16 protein-coding genes and 1 pseudogene are annotated in these 13,457 nt (G+C 72.8%); 11 read left to right on the plus strand and 6 right to left on the minus strand.

The genetic code is table 11. The features are described from left to right. The coding region (locus tag AB0C69_RS24360) for a hypothetical protein (protein WP_360357246.1) at nucleotides 1–210 on the minus strand (210 nt) is incomplete at its 3' end. Nucleotides 211–477: 267 nt separating this feature from the next. Between AB0C69_RS24360 and AB0C69_RS24365 the strand changes: the two genes are divergently transcribed. From AB0C69_RS24365 to AB0C69_RS24385, 5 genes are read left to right on the plus strand one after another with little or no spacing between them, the layout of a single operon-like run. Then, a complete protein-coding gene (locus AB0C69_RS24365; RefSeq protein WP_345184660.1) occupies nucleotides 478–2,130 on the plus strand; it encodes a nitrite/sulfite reductase in 1,653 nt (550 codons plus the stop codon). A 16-nt stretch (nucleotides 2,131–2,146) separates the two neighbouring features. Next, nucleotides 2,147–2,317, plus strand: a complete 171-nt coding sequence (locus AB0C69_RS24370) for an Insertion element protein (RefSeq protein WP_345184662.1) — start codon at nucleotides 2,147–2,149, stop codon at nucleotides 2,315–2,317. After that, nucleotides 2,314–3,024, plus strand: a complete 711-nt coding sequence (locus AB0C69_RS24375) for a phosphoadenylyl-sulfate reductase (protein ID WP_345184664.1) — start codon at nucleotides 2,314–2,316, stop codon at nucleotides 3,022–3,024. Before AB0C69_RS24370 ends, AB0C69_RS24375 begins: the two co-directional genes overlap by 4 nt. 8 nt (nucleotides 3,025–3,032) lie before the next feature. Then, the gene (locus AB0C69_RS24380; protein WP_360357281.1) at nucleotides 3,033–3,767 is read left to right on the plus strand and encodes a sirohydrochlorin chelatase; all 735 of its coding nucleotides are present in this window, start codon (nucleotides 3,033–3,035) and stop codon (nucleotides 3,765–3,767) included. A gap of 41 nt (nucleotides 3,768–3,808) precedes the next feature. Then, nucleotides 3,809–4,024, plus strand: a complete 216-nt coding sequence (locus AB0C69_RS24385) for a hypothetical protein (RefSeq protein ID WP_360357251.1) — start codon at nucleotides 3,809–3,811, stop codon at nucleotides 4,022–4,024. 12 nt (nucleotides 4,025–4,036) lie between these two features. Here AB0C69_RS24385 and AB0C69_RS24390 read toward each other — a convergent pair whose 3' ends face one another. Next, on the minus strand, nucleotides 4,037–4,810 hold the full coding sequence (locus tag AB0C69_RS24390) for a DUF1707 domain-containing protein (protein WP_360357254.1): 774 nt from the start codon (nucleotides 4,808–4,810) through the stop codon (nucleotides 4,037–4,039). 166 nt (nucleotides 4,811–4,976) lie between these two features. Between AB0C69_RS24390 and AB0C69_RS24395 the strand changes: the two genes are divergently transcribed. Further along, the gene (locus AB0C69_RS24395) at nucleotides 4,977–6,602 is read left to right on the plus strand and encodes an acyl-CoA dehydrogenase family protein (RefSeq protein WP_360357256.1); all 1,626 of its coding nucleotides are present in this window, start codon (nucleotides 4,977–4,979) and stop codon (nucleotides 6,600–6,602) included. A gap of 185 nt (nucleotides 6,603–6,787) precedes the next feature. Further along, complete coding sequence (locus AB0C69_RS24400; protein ID WP_345187623.1) at nucleotides 6,788–7,588, plus strand: SAM-dependent methyltransferase; 801 nt, start codon at nucleotides 6,788–6,790, stop codon at nucleotides 7,586–7,588. Nucleotides 7,589–7,599: 11 nt separating this feature from the next. Here the strand turns inward: AB0C69_RS24400 and AB0C69_RS24405 are convergent, their stop codons facing one another. Further along, nucleotides 7,600–8,028 carry a hypothetical protein gene (locus tag AB0C69_RS24405; RefSeq protein ID WP_360357260.1) on the minus strand — a complete coding sequence of 143 codons (429 nt, stop codon included), beginning with the start codon at nucleotides 8,026–8,028 and terminating at the stop codon, nucleotides 7,600–7,602. A gap of 135 nt (nucleotides 8,029–8,163) precedes the next feature. Beyond that, entirely contained in the window at nucleotides 8,164–8,937 is a 774-nt protein-coding gene (locus tag AB0C69_RS24410; RefSeq protein ID WP_360357263.1) for a GAF and ANTAR domain-containing protein, read from the minus strand. A gap of 233 nt (nucleotides 8,938–9,170) precedes the next feature. Here AB0C69_RS24410 and AB0C69_RS24415 point away from each other — a divergent pair, with 233 nt between their 5' ends. Together AB0C69_RS24415 and AB0C69_RS24420 are read left to right on the plus strand one after the other, a co-directional pair. Further along, nucleotides 9,171–9,560, plus strand: a complete 390-nt coding sequence (locus AB0C69_RS24415; RefSeq protein ID WP_360357265.1) for an STAS domain-containing protein — start codon at nucleotides 9,171–9,173, stop codon at nucleotides 9,558–9,560. Between the two features lie 52 nt (nucleotides 9,561–9,612). Next, complete coding sequence (locus AB0C69_RS24420) at nucleotides 9,613–10,428, plus strand: SigB/SigF/SigG family RNA polymerase sigma factor (RefSeq protein WP_360357268.1); 816 nt, start codon at nucleotides 9,613–9,615, stop codon at nucleotides 10,426–10,428. Nucleotides 10,429–10,435: 7 nt separating this feature from the next. Here the strand turns inward: AB0C69_RS24420 and AB0C69_RS24425 are convergent, their stop codons facing one another. Beyond that, nucleotides 10,436–11,203 (minus strand): SDR family oxidoreductase, encoded by a 768-nt coding sequence (locus AB0C69_RS24425; RefSeq protein ID WP_360357271.1) that lies wholly within the window; start codon nucleotides 11,201–11,203, stop codon nucleotides 10,436–10,438. Nucleotides 11,204–11,381: 178 nt separating this feature from the next. Here AB0C69_RS24425 and AB0C69_RS24430 point away from each other — a divergent pair, with 178 nt between their 5' ends. Beyond that, complete coding sequence (locus AB0C69_RS24430; protein WP_360357274.1) at nucleotides 11,382–12,284, plus strand: RNA polymerase sigma-70 factor; 903 nt, start codon at nucleotides 11,382–11,384, stop codon at nucleotides 12,282–12,284. Nucleotides 12,285–12,345: 61 nt separating this feature from the next. On the opposite strand, the gene AB0C69_RS24435 is transcribed toward AB0C69_RS24430, so the two are convergent. Next, nucleotides 12,346–12,927, minus strand: a complete 582-nt coding sequence (locus AB0C69_RS24435) for a TetR family transcriptional regulator (protein WP_360357278.1) — start codon at nucleotides 12,925–12,927, stop codon at nucleotides 12,346–12,348. An 80-nt stretch (nucleotides 12,928–13,007) separates the two neighbouring features. Here AB0C69_RS24435 and AB0C69_RS24440 point away from each other — a divergent pair. Further along, nucleotides 13,008–13,385 (plus strand): annotated as a pseudogene (locus tag AB0C69_RS24440) (organic hydroperoxide resistance protein); the annotation flags it as partial. Nucleotides 13,386–13,457 lie beyond the last annotated feature (72 nt).

Below are 13,457 nucleotides of genomic sequence, written 5' to 3' on the forward strand. Positions count from 1 at the left end.
CTCGCCCGTCGCGGCGTACTTCCGCCCGGCCACCGGGCCGTCCGACGACAGGAGCGTGCCGGACTCCTGGTCCTGCTCGACCGCGAGACCGTGCTGCTCGACCCCACGCTGATACGCCCCTCCTTGCCGCCCCGGCTCCGCGGCCGGCGGGAAGGCCGAGCCTCCGGTGAACTGGAGGCGGCAGGGATGACGCATCTCACGCGTCCGCATGCCGGACGTAACTGGACAGTCCGCGAGACGGCATGTCAGAGTTCAGGTATGAGCGCCGCGGACCCGCTGCTGGCCAAGCGCCGGCACGTCGACTTCCTCCGCGTCCGCAGCGCGATCTGTAGGTGACGCTCCGACCACGCCCCTGTACAGCCGGGCGCGTGGCGCATCGGCGTCACCTTTGACTTCATCCTGCTCAGCGTCGAGCCGGCTGCCTCAGAGCGCCGGTGCGCTACGCGTCCCTCACGACCACAGATGAGGACGCGCACCGTGCCACCCGCGACCACACGCAAGAAGGCCGAGGGCCAGTGGGCCCTCGGCTACCGCGAACCGCTCAACAAGAACGAAGAGAACAAGAAGAACGACGACGGCCTGAACGTCCGCCGCCGGATCATCGACATCTACTCCAAGAGCGGTTTCGACTCCATCGACCCCGCCGACCTGCGCGGCCGGTTCCGCTGGATGGGCCTGTACACCCAGCGCAAGCCGGGCATCGACGGCGGCCGGACCGGCGCGCTGGAGGACGAGGAGCTCGAGGACCGCTACTTCATGATGCGGGTGCGCATCGACGGCGGCCAGCTGAGCGGCCCGCAGCTGCGCACGATCGCGGACGTCTCCACCCGCTACGCCCGCGGCACCGCCGACATCACCGACCGCCAGAACGTCCAGCTGCACTGGGTGCGGATCGAGGACGTCCCGGCGATCTGGGAGGCCCTGGAGGCGGTGGGGCTGCACACCACGGAGGCCTGCGGCGACGTCCCGCGCGTGATCATCGGCTGTCCGCTGGCCGGGATCGCGGCCGACGAGGTGGTGGACGCGACGCCGCAGCTGCGCGAGATCCACGACCACTACATCGGCTCCCCGGAGTTCTCCAACCTGCCGCGCAAGTTCAAGACGGCGATGTCGGGCTGCACGTCGCACTGCACCGTCCACGAGATCAACGACATCGCGTTCACGGGCGTGGTGAACGAGGCCGGCGAGACCGGCTACCAGGTGTTCGTCGGCGGCGGGCTGTCCACCAACCCGATGTTCGCGCAGAGCCTCGGCGTGTTCGTCAAGCCCGAGCAGGCCCGCGAGGTGTGGCACGGAGTCACCTCGATCTTCCGCGACTACGGCTACCGGCGGCTGCGCAGCCGCGCCCGGCTGAAGTTCCTGATGAAGGACTGGGGCGCCGCGAAGTTCCGCGAGGTGCTGGAGAAGGAGTACCTCGGGTACGCGCTGCCGGACGGCCCCGAGCCCGCCGCGCCGCTCGCCCGCCGCGACCACGTCGGGATCCACCCGCAGAAGGACGGCGCCTACTACGTCGGGTTCGCGCCCCGGGTCGGACGCGTGGACGGCGAGCTGCTCGGCGTCATCGGCGACCTCGCCGAGCGCTACGGCTCCGGCCGGGTCCGCACGACCAACGAGCAGAAGATGGTCATCCTGGACGTCCCGGAGCAGCACACCGAGGCGCTCGCCGACGAGCTGGCGAAGCACGACCTGCAGGTGCGGCCGTCCACGTTCCGCCGCCAGACGATGGCGTGCACGGGCATCGAGTACTGCAAGCTCGCCATCGTCGACACCAAGCAGCGCGCCATGGACCTGATCGACGAGCTGGAGAAGCGGCTGCCCGACTTCGACCAGCCGCTGTCGATCAACGTCAACGGCTGCCCGAACGCGTGCGCCCGCATCCAGGTCGCCGACATCGGGCTGAAGGGCCAGCTCGTCGTGGACGACGACGGCGAGCAGGTCGAGGGCTTCCAGATCCACCTCGGGGGGCGGCTCGGCGCGTCGTTCGGCAAGAAGGTCCGCGGGCTGAAGACCACCTCGGCCGGGCTCACCGACTACGTCGAGCGCGTCGTGCGCAGGTTCGACGAGCAGCGCACCGGCGCGGAGACCTTCGCCGAATGGGTGCACCGCGCCGACGAGGCGGACCTCAAGTGAGGGGGGCGGGTCGCGCATGAGCGAGCGGATGGCGCCGTTCCACTGCCCCTACTGCGGCGAGGAGAGCCTCGAACCCCGGGACGAGAACCCCGGAGCCTGGTTCTGCCCCGACTGCCTGCGTTCCTTCAGCCTGAAGTTCCTCGGTGTCGGTGCTCCCCGCACCGCGAGCAAGGAGGTCCCCCAGTGACCCTGCTGGAGACCGACAGACCCACCCTCGACCTTCAGGACATCGTCGAGTCGGCCGCCGCCGCGCTGGAGGGCGCTCCCACGCTGGAGGTCATCCGGTGGGCGGTCGCCACGTTCGGCGACCGCATCTGCCTCACGTCGTCCATGTCGGACGCGGCCCTGATCCACCTCGTGTCGAAGGTGAAGCCCGGAATCGACGTGCTGTTCGTCGACACCGGCTACCACTTCGCCGAGACGATCGGGACGCGCGACGCCGTCGAGGCCGTCTACCCGGTGAACGTCATCGACGTCACCCCGTCCCGGACGGTGGAGGAGCAGGAGGCCGCGCTCGGCCCGCGCCTGTACGGCCGCAACCCCGACCTGTGCTGCCACCTGCGGAAGGTGGAGCCGCTCGGCCGCGCGCTGGAGGGCTACATGGCCTGGTTCAGCGGCATCCGCCGGGACGAGACCGCCAGCCGCCGCGACCGCAGGGTCGTCGAGTGGGACCGCAAGCGCGGCATGGTCAAGGTGAACCCGATCCTGGGGTGGACCCAGGAGGACATGGACAACTACATCGAGGACAATGGGGTGCTGGTCAACCCGCTGCACTACGACGGCTACCCCTCGATCGGCTGCGCTCCGTGCACCCGTCCGGTCGCGCCCGGCGAGGACCCGCGCAGCGGCCGGTGGGCCGGGATGGGCAAGACCGAGTGCGGCATCCACCTGTGAGCGTCCCCATGGTCGCGGTGGCGCACGGGAGCAGGGACCCCCGCGCCGCCGCGACCGTCGCCGCGCTGCTCGACGCCGTCCGGGCGCGCCGCCCGGGCGTGCCCGTCCATGCCTCGTTCCTGGACCACGCGCCGCCCGCCCCCGACCGGGTGCTGGACGGCCTGGCCGGGGACGGCGTCGACGAGGCGGTCGTGCTGCCCCTGCTGCTCACCTCGGCCTACCACAGCAGGACCGACATCCCAGGCGTGCTGAACCGGGTGCGCGGCCGGCACCCGCGGCTCGTCCTGCGCACGGCGGGAACGCTGGGCCCGCACCCGCTTCTGCTGGACGCCCTGGAGCGGCGCCTGGTCGAAGCGGGCGTGGCGCCCGGCGACCCGGACACGGCGGTCGTGCTCGCCTCGGCGGGCTCCAGCGACGCGTCCGCCAACGCCGTGATCGCGCGGCTGGCGCGGCGGTGGCGCGCGCGCGGCTGGCGGGACGTGGTGCCGGCGTACGCGACGGCGGCCCGCCCGGCGCCGGCCGAGGCGGTGCGGTCCCTGCTCGCGGCGGGCGCGCCGCGCGTGGCGGTGGCGTCCTACATCCTCGCTCCGGGCCACTTCGCCGACAAGGTCCGCCGGGAGTCCCTGGCCGCCGGGGCCGCCGCGGTCTCCCCCGCCCTCGGCGCGGCGCCGGAGGTCGCCGACCTGGTCGTCCTCCGCTACGCCGAGGCGCTGGAGGCCTCCCGCGCGGCGACCGCGGTCTGACGGGGCGTTCGAGGCGCCGGTCGCCGGGTATGCGGGCGGCCATGACGCGCGAAGAGACCGGCCATGAGCCCGAGGAGACCGACGACCGCCGCTTCGCCCCGGTGAACGAGCGGTCCGACGCCCGCGGCCGCACCGTCCCGGACGGGGAGGAGACCAGCGGAACCGGGACCCCCGGGGTGAGGTACGAGCACCCCGACGCGCTCCCGCCGGACGAGGAGGGCGTCGAGGACGCCGAAGCGCACGACGACACCCGCTGAGCCGCCCACCCGCTACCGGCGGTCCTTCCACCAGGTGGTGAGGGCGCGCCGGAGCGGGGCGTGGTGCTCGTCGTCGACGATCTTGATGTCGCCCATCACGGCGGTCGCGGTGACGCGCACGACGGGGACGCGGGCGCCCGGATGCGGGTCGCGGACCGCCACCCGCCGGTCGCCGAGGAAGTTGTGCCCGGTCAGCACGATGCTGACGCCGTCCGGAACGATGATCTTGACGTCGCCCATCACCGCGGTGACGCAGATGTGGACCTCGCCGGTGGGGACCTGCGCGCCGCGCAGGTCGAGCTCGACGTCGCCCATCACCGACACGGCCTCCAGCGGCCCGTCGATGCGGCCGACGATGCGCTCCTTGCAGTCCCCCATGACCGCGCTGAACCTGCGCTTGACCTGCACGGGCGCGGGGTTGGCGCCGGGCGCGCCCATGCTGGGCAGGTCGGCGGTGATGCGTTCGAGCTCGCCCCGGCTGACGGCCGCGTAGGCGGCCTCGGTGCGCTCGGTCAGCTCCTCGAAGGTGAGCCGCCCCTCCACCGAGGCGACCCGCAGCCGCTCCACGACGGCCTCGCGCTCGGCGTCGGACGCCCGCACCGGGTCGGAGGCCCGCCGGGCCTCGGGCGCCCGCGGGGTCTCGGAGAGCCGCGCGGTCTCGGCCGCCCGCCCGGTGTCGGGGGCGGCCGTCACGTCGACCGGTTCGGGGACGGGGCCGCCGTCCCGCCGCCGCTCCGGCGGCCGGCTCGGGGCGGGCCGCTCGGGCTGCGGACCGGACTGACTCATGATTTCGACGGTATGCCCCCGGCGGCGCGGGACAATCCGCCGCGCGGACGAGATCGCCCACCACCTGAGGAGGATGGACGTCCTCCCACCCCGCAGGCATGATCATCTTGTTGTCCGAACCGCGTTCTGTATTCTGCGACCGACGGCATGAACGTTGGGAGAGCGCGTGACGCACGAGGTGTTCAACCAGGTCCCCCCGCTCGCCGGGCACGACGCGTCCGACGAGGCGGCCCTGCTGGACGGGCTGCACCGCGAGGGCGCCGGGTGGGCCGAGCCCGAGGTGCGCGAGCTCGGCCGCCTCGCCGGCACCGAGCGGGCCCAGGAGTGGGGGCGCCTCGCCAACGAGCACCCGCCCGTCCTGCGCACCCACGACCGCTGCGGGCACCGGATCGACGAGGTCGAGTTCCACCCGGCGTGGCACGAGCTGATGACCGTCGCGGTGACGCACGGCCTGCACGGCTCCGCGTGGACCGACCCCCGCGAGGGCGCCCACGTCGCCCGCGCCGCGAAGTTCTACACCTGGCGCGTCGACGCGGGCCACGGCTGCCCCGTCTCGATGACCTACGCCGCCGTCCCCGCGCTGCGCCAGTCCCCGGAGCTGGCCGCGCAGTACGAGCCGCTCCTGGCCAGGCCGGAGTACGACTTCGGGCTGCGGCCCCCGCTCGCCAAGACCGCGCTCCTCGCCAGCATGTCCATGACCGAGAAGCAGGGCGGCTCGGACGTCCGCGCGAACACCACCACGGCCGCGCCCCAGCCCGACGGGACGTACCGGCTCGTCGGCCACAAGTGGTTCACCAGCGCCCCGATGTGCGACGTGTTCCTCACCCTCGCCCAGGCGCCCGGCGGCCTGACCTGCTTCCTCGTCCCCCGCGTCCTGCCGGACGGCGGCCTCAACCCGCTGCGCCTGATGCGGCTGAAGGACAAGCTCGGCAACCGCTCCAACGCCTCCTCCGAGGTCGAGTACGACGAGGCGGTCGCCTGGCGCGTCGGCGACGAGGGCCGCGGCGTCCGCACCATCATCGAGATGGTCAACATGACCCGTCTGGACTGCGTGATCGGCGCCGCGTCCGGCATGCGGCTCGGCGTCACCACCGCCGCGCACCACGCCGCGCACCGCTCGGCGTTCGGCCGCCCGCTGATCGACCAGCCGCTGATGCGCAACGTCCTGGCCGACCTGGCGATCGAGTCCGAGGCCGCCACGACCACGATGCTGCGCCTCGCGGGCGCCACCGACCGCTCCGTGCGCGGCAGCGAGACCGAGACCGCCTTCAAGCGCCTCGGCCTCGCGGTCAGCAAGTACTGGATCTGCAAGCGCTGGCCCGCGCACGCCGCCGAGGCCCTCGAATGCCTGGGCGGCAACGGCTACGTCGAGGAGTCCGGCATGCCCCGCCTCTTCCGCGAGTCCCCACTGAACTCCATCTGGGAGGGCTCCGGCAACGTCGCGGCGCTCGACATCCTGCGTGCTGTGCTGCGCGAGCCGCAGACGCTGGAGGCGTTCTTCGACGAAGTCGACCAGGCGCAAGGAGCCGACGCCCGCCTCGACGCGGCCGTCAAGGAGGCCAAGGAAGCCTTCACCGACACCGCGACGATCGAGTACCGCGCCCGCCGGGTCGCCGAGCGCTTGGCGCTCGTCCTACAGGCATCGCTGCTGGTCAGACACGGCCACCCAGCAGTAGCCGACGCCTTCTGCGCCACCCGCCTGGCCGGCGACTGGGGCGGCGCCTTCGGCACCCTCCCCCCAGGCCTGGACATCGCCCCCATCATCGACCGCGCCACCCCGAAGGTCGGCTGAGCCGTGGGCGAGATCGGCGTCCGGAGCCTTCCGGAGGCGCCTCGTCATCCCGGCTTCAGCCCGGGTTCGGGGGCGGTCCCGGCGCTGCGTTCGCGAGAAGCCCCTTGGCATAAGGGTTTTTCGCATTCTGCGCGGCTCCGCGAAGCTACGATGCGGTACAAGATCTCCTGAGCCTCGAGGTGCACATGGCCGAGTCGTCCCCGCAGATTCCCACCGGCGTCCCGACCGCCGCACGCGTCTACGACGTGATGCTCGGCGGCAAGGACAACTACGAGGTGGACCGGGCCGTCGCCGAGGGCAGCCTCGCGATCATGCCGGAGCTCCGGGACATCGCCCTGCACAACCGGGCGATCCTGCACCGCGTCGTGCGCCATCTCGCCGCCGAGGAGGGGATCACCCAGTTCCTCGACCTGGGCTCGGGCCTGCCGACCGTCCGCAACACCCACGAGGTCGCCCAGGAGGTCAACCCGGCGGCCCACGTGGTGTACGTCGACATCGATCCGATCGTGCTGGCGCACGGCCGTGCGATCCTCGCCGACAACGCCAACACCACCGTGGTGACCGCCGACATCCGCCAGCCCGAGGACCTCCTCGGGCGCCCGGAGGTCCGCGCGCTGATCGACTTCGACAAGCCCGTCTGCGTGATGCTCGTCGGGATCCTGCACCACCTCGCCGACGACGAGAAGCCCGGCCGGATCGTGCAGGTGCTGCGGGACGCGATGCCCAGCGGCTCCTTCTTCTTCATCACCAACTTCACCCGGCTGGGGGACGCCCCCGAGTCCGTCGCGCTGGAGAAGCAGCTCCTGGAGCAGCTCGGCACCGGCCGCGTCCGCACGCCCGCCGAGCTGGCCGCCTTCTTCGACGGCTTGGAGATCCTGCCGCCCGGCCTCGTCCCGCTCCCGCTGTGGCGCCCCGAGGAGCCCGTCCTGGACGCCAGCACCATCGACGTCCGCTTCATGACGGGCGGCGTCGGCCGCAAGCCCTGAACCGTCCCAGGTCAGAGGGATGCCGAGGCGCCGCCCCTGGAGCCGAGCCGGTCGTCGCCAGGCCAGTCGGCCAGTAGTCGCTCCAGGCAGCGGGCGGCGGCCTCGGGATCCTTCGTGACGAGCACGGGAGGGGTCTGGACGTCGTGGTAGGGATTGCCTGCCCAGACCAGGTAGCCGCGTTCTGGGGTGCGGGCCACGAAGGCGGGCGCGATCTGCCCGCCGTCGGCCCCGGCTTTCCAGAAATCAGATCCGTCGCCTAGGCAGAACTGGTTCAGGGTGGTGAAGGGGAACAGTCTGTGCAGGCTGGTGCGCCGAACCGCACGTACCAGTGCGCCGAGGTTGGGCGCGTCCCAGCTCTGGTCGCCGTCCAGCGTATGGGGCCGCACTTCTCTGTCGATTGTCTCGAAGTTGTCCCACACCGTCGCCAGATCCTCCGCCATGCCTCTCATCCTGTCCGGCCGCGGCTCGACGGTCCACTGACACCGGGGCGCTCGGTCCGCCGGAGGATCGGTCAGCCGATCGGCTGACCGAGGGCCAGGCCCGGCCGTCCTCCGCCGGGGGCGGGCGGGCGCCGGTCAGAGGTCGTCGGCGGCCTCGGGGGCGGAGACGATGCCCTCCGCCAGGCTGCCGAGCCTGACGTTGAGGTTCTGCGACGTGCGGGACAGCAGCTCGAACGCCTTGTCGGCGTCGAGACCGCGGCGGGCCATCAGGATGCCGGTGGCCTGGCCGATCACCGTCCGGGTGTCGAGCGCCCGGCGCAGGTTCGCCATCTGGTTCGCCGCGTCGGCCAGGTCGCGGGCGCCGTCGGCGGCCGTCCTGACGGAGGCCAGGGCGAGGGAGGCGTGCGTGGCCAGCAGCAGCGCGGTGTCGCGGGCGACGTCGTCCAGCCTCCCGCGCTCCCGCGAGTACACGTTGAGCGCGCCGACGGCCGCGTCCGACTCGGCCGGGAGCAGCAGCGCGGTGGCCAGGACGGACGCGTAGCCGTACGAGGCGGCGGCCGGGCCGAACTCCGGCCAGGCGGGCTCGGCCGACAGGTCGCCGCTGCGGGCGAACGCGACGCCGGCGGGGTCCGCGGCGGCGACGCACGGGCCCTCGCCCAGCCGGTACTGGAGCCGGTCCAGTTCCACCGCCGACGGGTCGCTGTGGAACGGCGTGCGCAGCTCGCCGGTGCGCTCCCGCAGCGTGATGCTGGCCATGTCGGCGTCGGGGATCAGCATGCGGGCGGCCAGCAGGATGCGGCGCAGGACCCCGTCGACCGTCTCCGCGTCCAGCAGCGAACGGGTCAGCTCGACCATGTGGCCCGCGGACTCCCGGGAACGGTCCGAACCGGGGACGAGCCGATCGTTCACCGAGTTCTCCAACGTCATCAGGCGGCGGCGGCCGCGACCACCCCCAGCCGGGAGCCGCCGCCCTCGAATGCTATGCCGTCCGGCCCGCCGACCGCTGGTCCCCGCCCTCGGCCGGGGCCGTACGCCGGTTTGAGGCCGACTCGCATGGGGAGATGTGAGTAGAAGTCCCGTTCCGGTGTCTTCTGGGTCCAACAGCGCGGCCCGCTTCACTCCGACTCTCTCGGTGAGGTGGCATGCGCGAAGCCTTCACGACCCCCAGCGGCATCTCGGTGAGGTTCACCCGGCGTCAGGCGGTTCTGCGCCTGCCGGCCGTCCTCGGACTCGCGAACTACGACGACCTGTGCGACTCCTCGCGGCGCCTGCTGGACGACGGCGTCCCCGCCATGGTCCTCGACCTGACCGGCTGCGACTACTGCGACCCCAGCACCATGGAGGCGATCCTGCGCGTCCACATCCACGCCTCCGAGCTGGCCACGCCCCTGTCCCTGCGGCTCCCCCCGTCCGGGACGGTGCCGCGCGTCTGCGCCACGACGGGTGTGAGCCGCGTCGTCCCCGTGGAGGCTCCCGAGACCGCCGCACCGCCGACCCCCCTCCCGCACCACCACGGACGGTTCCGGCGCTGAGCCCCGGGCCGCCGCACGACTTCCGCACCCCGACGCCCAGGAAGGGGCCCTAGTGACACACGCCGAGGCACCGGTGAGGGACGGCGGCGGCCGAGCCGCCCCCCGCGAGGACGAACCGCCCCCCGCCGAGGCGCTGCTGGACGAGATGAACCACCCCGGGACCGGCCCCGAACGGCGCGACCGGCTGAGAGCCGCCCTGGTCGAGGCGCACGCCTCCATGGTCGAGTCGATCGCGCGGCGCTACGGGCACCGCGGCGAGCCCCTGGAGGACATCCGGCAGGTCGCCTACCTCGGCCTGGTGATGGCCATCAACCGCTTCGACCCCGAGCGCGGGGACAGCTTCCACGCCTACGCCTACCCCGTGATCCTCGGCGAGGTGCGCCGGCACTTCCGGGACCGGACCTGGGGCATCCGCGTCACCCGCCGCATCCAGGAACTGCGCCCCCGCCTGGTGCACGCCACCCAGGTCTTCTCCCAGGAGAACGGCCGCTCCCCCACGCCCAGCGAACTCGCCGGCCTCCTCGGCCTCGGCCTGGAGGAGGTCACCGAGGCCGTCATCGCGTGGGACTCCTACAACCCGCTGTCCCTGGACGCGCCGGCCGAAGGGGGCTCCGAGAGCGACGCGGGGCTCATCGTCGACCACCTCGGCGCCGAAGACCCGGACCTGCAGCACGTGGTCGAGCGCAAGACCCTCTGGTCCCTGCTCAGTGAGCTGCCCGAACGGCAGCGCACCATCGTCCTGCTGCGCTTCTTCGGCAACCAGACCCAGACGCAGATCGCCGAGCAGTTCGGCATCTCGCAGATGCACGTCTCGCGCCTGCTCAGCAAGTCCCTCCTCCAGTTGCGCCACGGCATGCTGCCCGCCTGAGGCGGCCCTACCAGGGCAGCGGGCCGTCCTCGCCGAAGAAGCCGGCGGTCGGCCCGTCCGCGCCGAGCGTGGCCAGGCGCACCACGACGGCGGCGCCCTCCGCAGGGGTGAGATGCCCGGTGTGGTCGTTGCTGTCGGTGTCGACGAAGCCGGGGGCGACGGCGTTGACGAGCACGCCGTCCTTGCGCAGTTCGTTGGCGTACTGCACGGTCAGCGCGTTCAGCGCCGCCTTCGACGGCGTGTACGCGGCCGACGGCAGCAGCGCCGCGAAGGGGCCGTCCGGGTCGCTGGTGAGGGTCAGCGACCCGGCGTGGCTGCTGACGTTGACGACGCGCGCCGCCGGCGACCGGCGCAGCAGCGGCAGCATGGCGTTGGTCACCGCGATCACTCCGAAGACGTTGGTCGCGAACACCGCCCGGACCAGCTCCAGGTCGACGGAACTGGGGATCTGGTCGACGGCGTCCTGGGGCGCCACCTGTCCCGAGCCGGTGATGCCCGCGTTGTTGACCAGCACGTCGAGGCGCCCGTAACGCTCCTCGACCCACGTCGCGGCGTCCTGGACGGTGGCCGGGTCGGTGACGTCCAGGCGCACCGCGTGGACGTCGCCGCCCGCAGCGCGCAGCGCCGAGGCCGCCTCCTCCCCGCGCCGCCGGTCCCGCGCACCGAGCAGGACCGTCATGCCCCGGCCGGCGAGCGCCTCGGCGACCGCCCGGCCGATCCCCTTGTTGGCCCCGGTGACCATCGCGACCGTCCGGCTCCCGCTGTTCTCGATCATGATCAAGCTCCCGTCTCGTGGCCCGCGCGGCTCTCCACGCGGTTCCGGACACGAGATGCCGCCGCCCCCGCCTCCGTGACAAGGGCCCGAGTGTGACGTGCGCCACCGATCGCCGATGTCACACGCGGACCGGGCCCGGCGTCCTGTGCACGGCACGAAACGCGTAATGGAGAGGGCCATGGACGAACGAACGAAGGACACGGCCGACAGCCGCATGGACGCCGCCACCGAGCTGTTCATCGCCCACCGCAACCTGCTGTTCACCGTCGCCTACGAGATGCTCGGCTCGGCCGCCGACGCCGAGGACGTCCTGCAGGAGACCTGGCTGCGGTGGACGGGCGTCGACCTGGAGACGGTGCGGGATCCCCGCGCGTACCTGGTGCGGGCCACCACCCGCCAGGCGCTCACCCGGCTGCGCACGCTGCGCCGGCGCAAGGAGTCCTATGTCGGGCCCTGGCTGCCCGAGCCGCTGCTCACCACGCCCGACGTGGCCGAGGACGTCGAACTCGCCGAGAGCCTCTCGATGGCGATGCTGCTGGTGCTGGAGACCCTCGCCCCGACCGAGCGGGCGGTGTTCGTGCTGCGCGAGGTGTTCGGCCTCGACTACGACGAGATCGCCCAGGCCGTCGGCAAGAACCCCGACGCGGTCCGCCAGATCGCCCACCGCGCCCGCAAGCACGTCGCCGCGCGCAGGCCCCGCGACACCGCCGCCCCGTCCGACGCCCGGGCCGCGCTCGACGCCTTCCGGCAGGCGGTCGAGACCGGCGACCTGCGGAACCTACTGGACGTCCTCGCGCCGGACGTCGTCCTGCTGACCGACGGCGGCGGCGTCGTCCGGGCCGCGCTCGCGCCCGTGGTCGGGGCGGAGAAGGTGGCCGCCGTGCTCGCCCGGCTCTCCGGCGCGGTCACGCTGCGGCCGACGCACGTCAACGGCCACCCCGCGCTGATCCTCGGCCGCGCCGGCGAGATCGACACCGTCATCGCGACCCGCGTCGACGACGGCCGCGTCACCGGCCTCTACGCCGTCCGCAACCCCGAGAAGCTCTCCCGCATGACCCAGGAAACCCCCCTCCACCGCTGACACCCCGACCACCCCCGGAGCGCACCCTCAGACCACAACCCGCAACGCGATGGGGCTGCGGTCATGCGTGGGTGGGGGCGTCCAGGATTCTGGTGACGGCCTCGTGGACCGCCGTGCGGACCGTCGCCGGGTCGTCGAGGTCGAAGCCGACGGCGAGGCCGTCCCTCAGGAGCATGAGGGTGTGGGCCGTGCGCTCGGGGTCGGGATGGCCGTCGGCGGCCAGCAGGTCGCGGAACAGGCCCCGGCACCACTCGCGGTGCTCGTCGACCGCCCGGCGGACCGGGTGGGCGGGGTCGGGGTACTCCGCGGCGACGTTGATGAACGGGCAGCCGCGGTAGGAGGGCTCAGAGCCGAACGTGCACATGCGCTCGAACGCCGTGAGGAGCGCCTCGCGGGGCGTCGCGGACGCGGGCACGTCGGCGATGCCGCGCTGCCGCAGGCTCTGCTCGGTGACGTAGGCGCGGACGAGGTCGTCCTTGCTCGGGAAGTGGTGGTAGAAGGTCGCCTTCGCCACCCCGGCCTCGGCGATGATCCGGTCGACGCCCACGGCGTGCACGCCCTCGGCGTAGAACAGGCGCGTCGCGGTGTCGAACACGCGGGACCAGGCCGCGCTCCGGCGGGGCGCCGGGGATCTCGTGGTCACCCCTTGACGCTACCAGACAGACCCGTCTAGTCTTCGGGACAGCAGACAGATCTGTCTGTCTACTTGTGAAGGGACGGCTCATGAGCCAGTACACGACCACCGCCACCGCCACCGGGCGCGACGGGCGCGCCTTCACCGGCGACGGGCGGCTGGACCTCCAGCTGGCCCTGCAGAAGGAGCTCGGGGGCGACGGCGACGGCACGAACCCCGAGCAGCTGTTCGCGGCCGGGTACGCCGCGTGCTTCGCCAGCGCCCTGCAGCTGGTGGCGCGGAAGCAGAAGATCGACGTCTCCGGCATGTCCGTGACCGCGGAGGTCGGCCTCGGCCCGAACGGCTCGGGCGGCTTCCAGCTCGACGTCAAGCTGGTGGCGAAGCTGCCCGACGCCCTCAGCGCGGAGACCAAGCAGCAGCTCGTCGAGACCACCCACCAGGTGTGCCCCTACTCCAACGCCACCCGCGACCCACGGTGCCGTCCCGTCGTCGAGCGCGAAGCCGGGGGAGGCCGCGGCGGCCCGCGCGACGAACTGCCG

Origin of the sequence: Actinomadura sp. NPDC048032, from assembly GCF_040653175.1 — a bacterium.
GTDB classification, from domain to species: domain Bacteria; phylum Actinomycetota; class Actinomycetes; order Streptosporangiales; family Streptosporangiaceae; genus Spirillospora; species Spirillospora verrucosospora.